An 11,845-nucleotide genomic window follows, 5' to 3' on the forward strand; every position below is an offset into this window, starting at 1 on the left:
GTTACTGGCTTGTTTTGGCGCAGATTGAATACCTCGGTTCAGGTATCGTTTCCGTGGGTAAGGCCCCGCTTTTGCAATGCTTCCAGCGTCTGCAAATCGTTAGTATCGGCGAGGCGCACCGCTTCCTGGCGGCGCCCGGTGGCGAAGGTTTCGTAACGTTCCAGAGCCAATTTTTCCGCAACTTCTGCGCTCAGTTTGCCGGCATGCGTCAGCACTTCGCGCTCGTTGAAATCCAGGAAGGCATCGAGTCGGCCGGCCCAGTCGGCCATCGTCATGGACTTGCGGCGGCGGGCCTGATCTTCGGCGAATTCCAGGTACATGGTGACGATGCGGTTCAACTCGTCGATTTCCTCGGCATTCAGGTAATTCTTGGCTATCGTCACGTCTTTCTGGCGAACCTGAGCTCCGGCCCATGTGGTCAGCCCCATGTCCGGCGCCGAAGCATCGGCCCGAGCAGCAATCAATTCCGCTGCTGTCTGGCCGGTGATCGCCCACAGCATCTTGTTCTGCACCTTCTTGAAGAACAACTGCGCCGCCTCGCTCTTGCTGTCGTAATCAACGGCCGTCGCGTAAATATCGCGCACCTTCTGGTAGAAATGTTTTTCCGAAGCGCGAATGTCGCGAATGCGCGCCAGCAGTTCGTCGAAATAATCCCAGCCAGCCGGGTCTTTCAGTCGGGCATCGTCCATGACGAAGCCCTTGACCAGGAATTCGTTCAGATGCCGCGTCGCCCACTGCCGGAACTGCGTGCCGCGCGCCGAGCGTACCCGGTAGCCGACGGCCAGGATCAGCGGCAGGCTGTACATCATCGTTTTTCGGCGAACGCTTCTGCTGCCTTCGTTTTGAACTGTCAAATACGATTTGACAGTTGCCTCCGACTGCTCACCCTCGGCCAGAATGGCGCGGACATGGTGGCTGATGTTCTGCTTACTCGACGCGAACAATTCGGCCATTTCCTGCTGCGAGAGCCAGACCGTGCCGTCCTCGGCGCGCAGCTTGATGCTGGTCTGGCCGTCTTCGGTGGTGTAGAGGATTAGTTCGGGCATGTGGGTATCACTGAGGGGCAAAAAAACCATTGTTTCGGTCGAAGGTAAGAAGTGCCTAATCTGCGACTTCGGGCAAGTCCCAATTGCCTACGCGAGCATTGTCGGTCTGGTGGAACTGCCTGACCCAGCTGATGAAGTTCTGAAAGTCGCTGTTTTCCATTGCCAGGCGATTACAGGCGTCCCAGTCGATGTCTGATCGTTCGCGAGCCGGGATGAGAATTTCGCTTTCGCTTGGGTCTGCGGCATTCAGGCGTATCAGGCCGATACCGTAGGAGGCGGCGAGCAGATGTAGTTCCTTCATCGCGGATTCTTGAATTTCTCCAGCGACCAGATAACCAAGATTGGCCCACGACGAGTTGGATACGGCCTGGAACCAGACTTCGCGAACATTGGCACGATTGATCAGTAGCTTGACCTCGAATGACCATAAACGCGCCCGTTGTGCGGCAACCTGCTGTACGCAGGCGCGAATTTCCCGGTCCCAACTGGCGCCAAGGTCTTCCAGCGCAACCAGATCAGGGAAAAGCCATTTGTTGCCGTTGGGGCCATTCCGGTTGGAAGAGCGTTTTTCATCAATTCGTTTTGGGTAAAGCCCCCATTCGCTGTGGAGGTATAGGCACAGCAGCGGATACAGATCATGCTCGGTCAGTTTTCCGGCATTGGGCGCTGCTGGTTTCTCTGCTTCGGCAATTTCTGCTGCCTCACTGACAGCGGTCCAGTAATACTGACGCGGGCGGCCTTCGGTGGTGCGTACCTGTGGCCATCGCTTCTGGATTTCCGGTCGATTGGCGCCAATTTCCGCGACCAGTTGATAGAGGAAAGTCGCGTCCTCGCTCAAGTCCTGCTGGCTGTTTTGCCGTTTTACCTCGCACGCTTCGCGCAGGTTCTCAAACATCCACAGTGCGATTTGTCGGGCAGTGAAACGTTCTTCCGGGCGTGTCTTCAGGAAGTCGACGATGGTTTGGCGCAGATTCAGCTTCGCGGTCATGGTTGGGACTGCATTCCATTGATTTCGGTAGCGCACCATATTAATTCACCCCAATGCCATCAGCGGCGACTGGATTCCTTTGGCTGGCCGGTGGGTTAGGGCGCAAAGACTGTTTCGGGTAAAATCCCCTTTTTTTCCAGCGGCCTGCGCCGCGCCTTGGCGCCTAAAGACCATGACCCAGAACACTTCCCTCTCCTACCGTGATGCCGGCGTCGATATCGATGCGGGCGATGCCCTCGTTGAACGTATCAAGCCCCTGGCCAAGAAGACCCTGCGCGAAGGCGTGCTGGGCGGCATTGGCGGTTTCGGCGCGCTGTTCGAAGTGCCGAAGCGTTACAAGGAGCCGGTGCTGGTGTCCGGCACCGACGGCGTCGGCACCAAGCTGCGCCTGGCTTTTGACCTGAACCGCCATGACACGGTCGGTCAGGATCTGGTCGCCATGAGCGTCAATGACATTCTCGTGCTCGGCGCCGAGTCGTTGTTCTTCCTCGATTATTTCGCCTGTGGCAAGCTCGATGTCGATACCGCCGCTGCGGTCGTCGGCGGCATCGCCAAGGGGTGCGAATTGGCCGGCTGCGCGCTGATCGGTGGCGAAACCGCCGAAATGCCGGGCATGTACCCGGCTGGCGAATACGATCTGGCCGGTTTCGCGGTTGGCGTCGTTGAAAAATCCAAGGCCATCGACGGCAAGGCTTCGATTGCCCCGGGCGACGTGGTGCTCGGTCTGGCTTCTTCCGGCGCCCACTCCAACGGTTACTCGCTGGTCCGCAAGATCATCGAACGCTCCAATCCGGACATGAACGCCAAGTTTGACGGCGAGCGCACGTTGGCCGACGTCGTCATGGCGCCGACCCGCATCTACGTCAAGCAAGTGCTGGCGACGATGGAAAAGGTCAGCATCAAAGGCATGGCCCACATCACCGGCGGCGGCCTGCTTGAAAACGTGCCGCGCGTGCTGCCGGAAAACACCGTCGCCGAGCTGGAAAAGGCTGCCTGGCCGCGTCCCAAGCTGTTCGACTGGATGCAGGCCGAAGGCAATGTCGCCGAAAACGAAATGCACCGCGTCTTCAACTGCGGTATCGGCCTGGTAGTGGTCGTCGCGGCAGCCGATGCCGATGCAGCGATGGCCGAGCTGAAGGCGCAGGGTGAAGCCGTTTATCGCATCGGCAAGATCCGGGCGCGTTCCGGCGATGAAGCGCAGACCGTTGTGGTCTAAATGGAAGTTGCAGGTCGCGGCATTTGCCTGCGGCCTGCTGTTGTTGAGTGCCGTGTCGCCTGTCTGGGCGGCGGACAAGAAAAAATCGGCCAAGCCGGCAGTCGCCCGGCAGGCCAAGAAGGCGACGCACCGCGTGGTGCGTCCGGCCTTGCCAGCAGCGGAATTCGGGCCGGCCGACCTCATTGATGATGATTCCCCCAGCCTGCATGGGCTGGCCAGCTTTTACGGCAAGGGCTTCCAGGGGCGGAAGACGTCGACTGGCGAACGTTTCGACGTCAAGCAATTTACTGCCGCCAGCAACCGTTTCCCGCTCGGCACCATGCTCGCCGTTCGGCGCGTCGATAACGATCGTTGCGCCATCGTCAAGGTCAATGACCGGATGCACGCCAAGCATCGCAAACGCGTCATCGACGTTTCCCGTGGGGTAGCGGAATATCTCGGCATGATTCACGCTGGCGTCGTTTTCGTGCGGGTCGCTCCATTGAAGAAGGAGGACCATGGAGAGGGGGCGGCGGCTTGTCATGCGGCTTTCGAGCCGGAGCCGCCCTGTCTCACCTGTGCCCAGCCGGCAAAATTGCCGGAATTTCTGCCCGGAAGCGACGGCTAGGTTTTTCGGCTTGATGATTCCTTGCGCCAGGCCGTCGACTGAGGGAAAACAGGGCGCCTGCGATCTAATTGCTTGCTGTCGTTCACCAAAAACCCCAGAATGAAATAAACATAATCAGAGGGGCTTGGGCGTGGATAACTTGCGTGTTTTTGTCGTTGATGATGACCCGATCATCCTTGATATTCTGAGCGGAACCCTGGGCGGCGTTTGTCAGCTCGAATCGTTTGCCTCTGCCGAGTCCTGTCTGAATCGCCTGGCAGATGCCAAGCCGGACCTGTTTTTGCTGGACGTCTCGATGCCGGTCATGGATGGCTACGAATTGTGTCGCCGCCTGAAGGATGATTGGGATACACAGGATATCCCGGTACTTTTCGTCTCGGCCAACGACGACAGTGATACCCGTCTGCTTTGCTACGAAGCGGGGGGCGATGATTTTATCCAGAAGCCCTTCGAGCATGCCGAGCTGCTCAGCAAGCTCAAAGTCGCCACGCGTATCCTGGACGACAAGAAGGCTTTGCGCGAGCAAGCCGGCTATGCGCAGCGCACGGCTATGGCAGCCATGGTCAGCATGGGGGAGCTGGGGGTTGTCCTGCAGTTCCTGAGCAAGTCCTTCGCCTGCGCCAATGTCGATGAACTGGCCTCGGCGGTGATCGATGCCATGCAGCAGTACGATCTGCAGGCGGCCGTCCAGATGCGGCTTGGCGATGAATCTTTTTCCTTGAGCCATAACGGGCGAAATGTGCCGCTCGAAGTCTCGGTCCTCAACCATGTCCGTGAAAGCGGGCGGATTTTTCAGTTCAAATCCCGCTGCGTCTTCAACTACGGCCGGGTCACCCTGATGGTCAACAACATGCCGCTGGAAGACGCCGATCGTTGCGGGCGCATTCGGGACAACGGTGCCTTGCTGGCCGAAGGGGCCGATGCCCGGCTTAAGGCCATCGAAGCCGAAATGCTCGCCAGCCGGCGGCGGGCGGGCATCGAAGCCGCCTTGCCACGTCTCTATTCAACGCTGGACGATGTGCAGGGCAACTATCGGCGTAACTGTTTTGAACTGACGCAGGTGATGATCGATTTTCAGGAAACGCTGACCAAGGCATTCATCCATCTGGGCCTGATGGAACGTCAGGAAGAGCAGTTAAGCAACATGGCCAACGAATTCATGCTGCGCATGGTGGGCACTCAGGATGCTTCTCTGGAAATCGTCCACCGGCTTGAGTCCCTGGCCAATGACCTGAAGACGTACCTCAAGACCTGAGAAAAGCCTCGGTCCGTGTCGCAATCCGGTCGGCCAGCGCCGGATCGAGGCAGTCGTAATTCTCGGCTGCGAAGGAATTGGTCAGCCAGGTGATCTGCCGCTTGGCCAGTTGGCGTGTTGCGAAGACGCCACGATCACGCCACTCCCGTTTCGGGATCAAGCCTTCCTGCATCTCCCAGGTCTGCCGGTAGCCGACGCAGCGCATCGAGGGCAGATTGAGGTTCAGGTCGTATTTTTCACGCAGTCGACGCACTTCGTCATCCAGCCCGGCCAGCAGCATTTCGTCGAAACGGCGGGCGATGCGCTGGTGCAGCGTGGCGCGGTCGGACGGCAGCAGGCCGATCTGCAGCAGATCGTAGGGCGGCTTCTGTTTTTCGCTTTCGGCCAGCAGTTCCGACATCGGGCGCCCGGTCAGTCGGCAGATTTCCAGGGCGCGTTGCAGGCGCTGGCTGTCGGTCGGATGCAGGCGGGCGGCGGTCGCCGGGTCGAGCCGGGCTAGTTTTGCGTGCATCGCCGGCCAGCCCTCGGCGGCGGCTTCGGCATCGATTTCAGCGCGCAGGGCGGCATCGGCCTGCGGCAGATCGGCCAGCCCGTGCAGCAGGGCGCGGTAATACATCATCGTGCCGCCGACCAGCACAGGCACCTTGCCGGTGGCCGTGATCTCAGCCATCGCCGTCAGCGCATCGGCCCGGAAGCGGGCCGCCGAGTAGCTTTCCTCGGGCGTGATCAGGTCGATCAGGCGATGCGGATAACGGGCCAGCGTGGCGCGGTCCGGCTTGGCGGTGCCGACATCCATGTCGATGAATACCTGAGCCGAATCGACACTGATCAGCTCGACCGGGAAACGGTCGGCCAGCGCCATGGCCACCGCCGTCTTGCCCGAGGCAGTCGGGCCCATGATCAGGATGGCGGGAGGTAGGCGGGGCGGATTCATGGCGGCGAATGCTATCACGCTGGCTGGCTGCAGGCCGCGACCTAGCCGATATCGAAGGCCCATCTGATACACACCAGCGCCAGAATCAGCCAGAGCACGATGACGCCTGCTGCAGCAACCCGGCTGACCGGCCGCTCAGTGGCCTGTGCGGCTTTTTCACGGGCTGCCGCGATGACCTCGGGTGGCGTCAGACGGACGACCAGGGCGATACCTAGCGGCACCAGCAACAGGTCGTCGAGGTAACCAATGACCGGAATGAAGTCAGGAATCAGGTCGATCGGGCTCAGCGCATAGGCTGCCACGAGCAGCGCAAGCAGGCGGACAAGCAACGGGGTACGCGGGTCGCGGGCCGCGAAATAGACGGTCAGCGTATGTTGCTTGATTGTCCTGGCCCAGGTCTTCAAATTGGCGTTTGCTGACATGAGTGACTCAAATTTCTTTCTTCTTCCAATCGGTGTTACTCGGTGGCAGGAGGCGCAAAGCGCTGAAGGATGTGCCGGCTCATCCCGATGGCGAGTTCTTCCTCGCCAAAGAATACGGTGCCGATGCCGTCCTGGCGCAGCAGCTCGGAGTCGTCGTCACTGTGAGTGCGCAGAACGATTTCGACCGCTGGATTCAGGGTGCGGGCGCAGTCGGCCATCTGGCGGATATTGATGGCATCCGGCGCGGCGATGACCAGCATCGCGGCATGGGCGATGTGCGCCTGAATCAGGACGGCCGGCTCGGCGGCATTTCCGGCAACTGCTGCGATGCCCTCCCGGCGCAGGTTTTCGACCTGCTCGCGGTTCTGTTCGACGACGACATAAGGAATGCCCTGCGCCTTCATGCTGCTGGCGATGCGCTGCCCGACCCGGCCGTAGCCAACCAGCACGACCTGGCCTTCCAGGTATTTGCGATCGGTGCTGAGCGGCAACTGGGCGTAGGGCTCGTCACGGTCCTCAAGACGTTGCGCCTGTGCGGAGTGGCGCAGCGTCCAGCGGCGCAGTGGCTCGACTGCCGCGAAGACTAGCGGGTTGAGGGCGATGGAAATCAGTGCGCCGGCCAGTACCAGACTCATTCCCTCACTGGAAAACAGGCCGAGCGACTGCCCCAGTCCGGCCAGAATGAAGGAAAACTCGCCAATCTGGGCCAGGCTGGCGGCCACGGTCAGTGCCGTGTTGAGCGGGTAGCGCAGGGCGAGCACCAAGGCCAGCGCAGCCAGCGACTTGCCGATGATGATGATGGCAACCACGGCGACCACCTGCCAGGGCTGTTCGACCAGGATGGCCGGATCGAAGAGCATGCCGACGGCCACGAAAAAGAGCACCGAGAAGGCATCGCGCAGTGGCAGCGATTCCTCGGCGGCCCGGTGGCTGAACTCCGAGTTCCGCATCACGGTGCCGGCAAAGAAGGCGCCCAAAGCGAAGGACACACTGAACAGTTGTGCCGCGCCGTAGGCAATGCTGATCGCCGCGGTGATGACGGCCAGCGTGAACAGCTCGCGCGAGCCGGTGCGCGTCACCTGCCAGAGCAGCCAGGGCAGGGCGCGCCGGCCGACAATCAGCATCAGGGCGATGAAGGCGGCCACCTCGAGCAGTGTTTTGCCGATGGCCTGCCAGAGCGGGCCGCTGCCTTCGGCTGCCGCATTGCCGCCAAGCACGCCGGCGAGCGGCGGGAGCAGCACCAGGATGAGTACGGTGGCGAGATCCTCGACGACCAGCCAGCCGACCGCAATGCGGCCATTCATCGTGCTCAGCAGGCCGCGCGCTTCGAGCGCCTTGAGCAGCACCACGGTGCTGGCGCAGGATAGCGACAGGCCGAAGATCAGCGATGGCCCGATGGCCCAGCCCCACCACTGGCCAATGGCCATGCCAAGCAAGGTGGCCAGGCTCATCTGGACGACGGCGCCGGGCAGGGCGATGCGCTTGACGGATAGCAGGTCGTCAATCGAGAAATGCAGGCCAACGCCGAACATCAGCAACATGACGCCGATTTCGGAGAGCTGCGAAGCCGTGCTCAGGTCAGCGACGAAACCCGGGGTGGCCGGGCCGATCAGGATGCCGGCAACGAGGTAGCCGACCAGGGCGGGTGTTTTCAGGCGCTCGGCGACGAAGCCGAGAATCAGGGCAAAGCCGAAAGCTGCCGCGACGGTGGTGATCAGGGAAATATCGTGGGGCATTCGGTGCTCTGGGGGAGATGAATAAAACGTCAGGTCGAATTGGAGTCGACCAGGTCGGAATAGTGCCCGGGGCCTGGCAAAAAAGCGATTTAACCAGTCAGGGCACGCCGACGGTGCTGCAATTCCGTTCAGTTAAGAGGAAAACCCTTCGAATTCGTCGTTCCCGCGCAGGCGGGAACCCAGGAATTTCAACGTACTGGATTCCCGCCTGCGCGGGAATGACGCTTAACTGAATGGCATTCCCGACAGTGCTGTCGTTTGCTGCATCAAAATACGCTGACCAGTCAGCCGGGACCTGCCTCAAGAGCCCGGGTGGCGATTTGCCAGCCCGTGCTCAGTCAGACGACCTGATTCCCGATGCCGGGGGCTTGGCCAGCGCGTTTTCCAGATGAGCAACAGCACTGAGGTAATCGCCCCGCTGGGTTTCACGCGTGCCACTTCCCACCCGGCTGAGCGGCCGCCACAGGGGTTCCGGGATGCCGGCCAGCGTGGCGTGCTTGCCGATCAATTCGGTGGCGGGGATGGGCGTCAGATCGCCTGACGGCGCCAGCGCCGCAGCTTCAACGCCAACGTGAGCGGCCAGCAGAAACAGGTGGCGCAGGCGCGGTGAACTGACCTGTTCGACCCGCCCGGCAAGGCCGGCCGGGTCTTCTTCGATGCGCTGGGTCAGGCGGCTGAAATCGGCGGCGGTGCGCATCGGCAGGCGGGCAGCCGGGGCCACGGCCAGTTGTTCGGCCAGTTCATCGAGACGGCGGATGTGTGCTTCGACCGGGCGTGACAGTTGCAGCATGGCCGCCTCCGTCTGTTGTCCGTAGCCGCCCAGCCACTGACTCAGATAGCCGTATTCGTAACCCAGCTGAAATACCCGTTGCGGAACGCGTGGGTCGAGGCGCGCCTCAAGTGGCCGGGATTGCTCGGCGACTGTGGTGGCCTCTGCCGCGTAGGTTTCGGCCGGATCGTTGACCGTCCAGCCAATGTGCCCCAACTGGGCAGCACCCCACATCCAGATCGCCTGAATGCCAAGGTAGAGCAAGGTGATAGCCACCGTCGCCAGCAGGAAGCGGCGTCGTTCGCGCCAGCTGGACTGGCTCTTCGGTGCGCTGATGTCCGGGCTGTTCAAGACGGGTTCCTGAGCATGATTTGGAGTAGGCTAGCATCATTCCGAGATGTCAGGAGCAAGCGATGAATGGCGGCGAGTTGAGTGTCCATTTCACCAACAGCGTGCTGGTCACTGTCATCGTCGCCCTGTTTGTTCTATGGCGTTACCGGCGCGCCATTCTTGGCGGCATGATGCAGGGTGATAGCCTTGCCTTGCCGGTCCCGGCGGCCACTCTCCTCGCGCCGGACAGTGCCGTGGCCGGCGATCTGGCGGCTTATGAACGCTCCATGCGCTGGCGCATTTCGGCGGCCTGGCTGCTGACGACAGCGATCTGCGGCCTGCCGATGGCCATTGCCTATCAGTGGGCCGGAAACTTCGGCTTCTCGCCGGCCTATTCGCTGGGCCTGACACTTTGCTACATGATCGCCGCCCTGCCGATGATCGCCGTATCGCTGGCTTTGCCGCCGCTGCGCATCATTGGCGGCTGCATCGTCATGATGCTTGGCTTCGCGCTGATTTTCCTGCTGGCGGGCATGCTGCAGCGAGCAATCATCGGGCGGCCGTTCAGCTGGCAGATCTTCGGCATGGCGCCGCTGTTCTTCGATATCGCCAGGAACCAGCTCTGGATGGCTGCCCTGTTCTGTGTGTGCTCGTGGCCGGTTCGCCTGCGTGGCGTTGTGCCGATCACCTTTGCCGCCTTACTGGTCTTTGGGCTGGCGCCTTTTGCCGGTTCTCGCCTGACGGCGCTCCTGGCCGACACTGAATTCGGCACGCCCTGGGTGATGACGCTGGGGCTGGATGGCGTATTCATGCTCATCGCCCTGCCGGTCGGCTGGCTGGCCTGGCTGCGCCTGCGCCGACTGGCTGGCGATTACGAAGCCAAGCGATTTTCCGATGCCCAACTGCTGGCCCGAACCTGGTGGCTGATGCTGGTAGTCAGCATTGGCTTCGACATCTTTATTGCCTACGAGCATCGTGTTCTGGCATTACTGCTGGTCGTTGGCGAGATCGCTCTTTTCGGGCCAGTCAATCATTGGGCAATGCAACGGCTCGGGGTGGTCGGGCTGGCAGAAAGCCAGCCGGCGCCGACGCTGTTGCTGCTCCGGGTCTTCGGCTACACCGCCCGTACCGAGCGCCTGTTCGACCGGGTGGCGGCCCGCTGGCGGCTGATCGGCCCGGTCACGATGATCGCCGCACCCGATGTCACCGCCCGCACCATCGATGCCGGCGATTACCTGCGCTGGCTGACCGGGCGGATCGATGAGCTGTTTGTCACCTCGCGCCCCGGTCTCGATGCCCGGTTGGCCTCGCTGGACCTGCGTCCTGACCCCGACGGGCGTTACCGCCTCAATGAATTCTGTTGTCGCGACTCGACCTGGCAGGCGACCGTGGTCGAACTGATGTTGCGTGCCGATGCGGTGATCATGGACGTGCGCGGGATCACCCTAACTCGTCGCGGTTGCGAATTCGAGCTGCAACAACTGGCGCAGCGGCTACCACCCGGGCGACTGGTGCTGGTTACCGATGAGCAGACCGACAAGGCAATCCTGCAGGCGGCGTTTGGCCCCGGCCTAAGTGAGGTACGCATGGTCGAACTGCGCCGTAGCTGGCAGGCGGACCGGGCGTTTGATGCCCTGGTTGAAGCAGTGGGCTGAATGCGGGGCGTCGCAATAACTGCTCGCCTGATCAACACCCCCGGCCCGGGCTTGTCCGGCTGAAGCCAAATCCGCCTTCTCCAGCCCGTGGTGGCAGAATGCAGATGCGCATGGTCAGCGAGCGGGCGGCCTTGTTGATATCGGCCGGGAATGGCGAGAACGGAATCGAGCGCTCGACAACCGATTTGACGAAGGCAATTTCCTCGGCCTGATCGCCTTCGTTCACCACCTTGAAGGATTTCATCGTGCCGTCCGGGTTGAGTTTGAACTCCACTGCGGCGGCGCGTACCCCCTTGTTGCGCGGGTCGTTCTTGACGAAGGTGGCGCTCCGGTTCAGACGCTTGACCAAGCCATCGAGATACATTTCCAGGCTGAACGGGTCCGGCGGGGCCGCATTTGGCCGCAGTTCAAGGCTGGCGCCGTCGGCGGCCTCCTGGCGGGCGTGCTGCATGGCCTGTTCGCGGGCCATGGCCAGCGAGCGCTGGGCGAGCGTAGGCTTGGGCGTCGCCTTGGCCTGGGTATCGAGTTCTTCGAGAAAGCGGTTCATCTCCGCCTTTTCGGCAGCGGACCATTTCGGGGCGGCTGCGACTGAGCGTTTTCCCGGCTTGTTGGTGGTCAGTATCCTTGACTGTTCCGGTTTGGTTTTTGCCGGCTTGGCCGGGCTGGCCGGTGTGCTTACTGCTTCCGTCACTGCCGCTTTGGCCAGGCGAGCCTCCAGCCGGGGCGGGCTTGGCTCACTGCTCGGGTCATGCCGGGGGATCAGCAAGACCAGAGCGTGAATGAGCAGCGATGCGGCAAAGGCAAATACCGGTGCGCGCCGTGCGGGAGGAAGGGAGTGCAGAAACATCGGCCGCATTCTAGATGGCAAAGCCGGCGAATGTCTGCCT

The 11,845-nt window shown here is 61.6% G+C and carries 11 protein-coding genes; 4 read left to right on the forward strand and 7 right to left on the reverse strand.

Translation table 11 applies throughout. From position 1 onward, the window contains the following. Positions 1-38: 38 nt before the first annotated feature. Positions 39-1,046 (reverse strand): virulence RhuM family protein, encoded by a 1,008-nt coding sequence (locus KI617_RS05100; protein WP_226450940.1) that lies wholly within the window; start codon positions 1,044-1,046, stop codon positions 39-41. A 55-nt stretch (positions 1,047-1,101) separates the two neighbouring features. Further along, on the reverse strand, positions 1,102-2,034 hold the full coding sequence (locus KI617_RS05105) for a COG2958 family protein (protein WP_226450941.1): 933 nt from the start codon (positions 2,032-2,034) through the stop codon (positions 1,102-1,104). Positions 2,035-2,206: 172 nt separating this feature from the next. On the opposite strand from KI617_RS05105, the gene purM reads away from it, so the two are divergent. The 3 genes from purM (at position 2,207) to KI617_RS05120 (ending at position 5,112) form a co-directional block, all read left to right on the forward strand. After that, complete coding sequence (purM, locus tag KI617_RS05110) at positions 2,207-3,250, forward strand: phosphoribosylformylglycinamidine cyclo-ligase (protein ID WP_226450942.1); 1,044 nt, start codon at positions 2,207-2,209, stop codon at positions 3,248-3,250. Further along, the gene (locus KI617_RS05115; protein ID WP_226450943.1) at positions 3,225-3,857 is read left to right on the forward strand and encodes a septal ring lytic transglycosylase RlpA family protein; all 633 of its coding nucleotides are present in this window, start codon (positions 3,225-3,227) and stop codon (positions 3,855-3,857) included. Before purM ends, KI617_RS05115 begins: the two co-directional genes overlap by 26 nt. A gap of 130 nt (positions 3,858-3,987) precedes the next feature. Beyond that, on the forward strand, positions 3,988-5,112 hold the full coding sequence (locus tag KI617_RS05120) for a response regulator (RefSeq protein WP_226450944.1): 1,125 nt from the start codon (positions 3,988-3,990) through the stop codon (positions 5,110-5,112). Here KI617_RS05120 and miaA read toward each other — a convergent pair. From miaA to KI617_RS05140, 4 genes are all read right to left on the reverse strand, one after another. After that, on the reverse strand, positions 5,102-6,046 hold the full coding sequence (miaA, locus tag KI617_RS05125; protein WP_226450945.1) for a tRNA (adenosine(37)-N6)-dimethylallyltransferase MiaA: 945 nt from the start codon (positions 6,044-6,046) through the stop codon (positions 5,102-5,104). The genes KI617_RS05120 and miaA overlap by 11 nt on opposite strands. 41 nt (positions 6,047-6,087) lie before the next feature. Then, on the reverse strand, positions 6,088-6,468 hold the full coding sequence (locus KI617_RS05130; protein WP_226450946.1) for a YkvA family protein: 381 nt from the start codon (positions 6,466-6,468) through the stop codon (positions 6,088-6,090). 35 nt (positions 6,469-6,503) lie between these two features. Beyond that, the gene (gene ybaL, locus KI617_RS05135) at positions 6,504-8,204 is read right to left on the reverse strand and encodes a YbaL family putative K(+) efflux transporter (RefSeq protein ID WP_226450947.1); all 1,701 of its coding nucleotides are present in this window, start codon (positions 8,202-8,204) and stop codon (positions 6,504-6,506) included. Positions 8,205-8,538: 334 nt separating this feature from the next. Continuing rightward, positions 8,539-9,324: a hypothetical protein gene (locus tag KI617_RS05140; RefSeq protein WP_226450948.1), complete on the reverse strand. Its 786-nt coding sequence runs from the start codon at positions 9,322-9,324 to the stop codon at positions 8,539-8,541. A gap of 62 nt (positions 9,325-9,386) precedes the next feature. Here KI617_RS05140 and KI617_RS05145 point away from each other — a divergent pair, with 62 nt between their 5' ends. Continuing rightward, on the forward strand, positions 9,387-10,958 hold the full coding sequence (locus KI617_RS05145) for a hypothetical protein (RefSeq protein ID WP_226450949.1): 1,572 nt from the start codon (positions 9,387-9,389) through the stop codon (positions 10,956-10,958). A 31-nt stretch (positions 10,959-10,989) separates the two neighbouring features. Here the strand turns inward: KI617_RS05145 and KI617_RS05150 are convergent, their stop codons facing one another. Continuing rightward, entirely contained in the window at positions 10,990-11,805 is an 816-nt protein-coding gene (locus KI617_RS05150) for a hypothetical protein (RefSeq protein WP_226450950.1), read from the reverse strand. Between the last annotated feature and the right edge of the window lie 40 nt (positions 11,806-11,845).

Source organism: Ferribacterium limneticum, from assembly GCF_020510625.1.
GTDB classification, from domain to species: domain Bacteria; phylum Pseudomonadota; class Gammaproteobacteria; order Burkholderiales; family Rhodocyclaceae; genus Azonexus; species Azonexus limneticus_A.

Coding starts and splice junctions, on each gene's coding strand:
- KI617_RS05130 (WP_226450946.1), bottom strand. CDS start 6,468: ATGTCAGCAAACGCCAATTTGAAGACCTGGGCCAGGACAATCAAGCAA.
- miaA (WP_226450945.1), bottom strand. CDS start 6,046: ATGAATCCGCCCCGCCTACCTCCCGCCATCCTGATCATGGGCCCGACT.
- KI617_RS05150 (WP_226450950.1), bottom strand. CDS start 11,805: ATGTTTCTGCACTCCCTTCCTCCCGCACGGCGCGCACCGGTATTTGCC.
- KI617_RS05100 (WP_226450940.1), bottom strand. CDS start 1,046: ATGCCCGAACTAATCCTCTACACCACCGAAGACGGCCAGACCAGCATC.
- KI617_RS05115 (WP_226450943.1), top strand. CDS start 3,225: ATGAAGCGCAGACCGTTGTGGTCTAAATGGAAGTTGCAGGTCGCGGCA.
- KI617_RS05105 (WP_226450941.1), bottom strand. CDS start 2,034: ATGACCGCGAAGCTGAATCTGCGCCAAACCATCGTCGACTTCCTGAAG.
- KI617_RS05145 (WP_226450949.1), top strand. CDS start 9,387: ATGAATGGCGGCGAGTTGAGTGTCCATTTCACCAACAGCGTGCTGGTC.
- purM (WP_226450942.1), top strand. CDS start 2,207: ATGACCCAGAACACTTCCCTCTCCTACCGTGATGCCGGCGTCGATATC.
- ybaL (WP_226450947.1), bottom strand. CDS start 8,204: ATGCCCCACGATATTTCCCTGATCACCACCGTCGCGGCAGCTTTCGGC.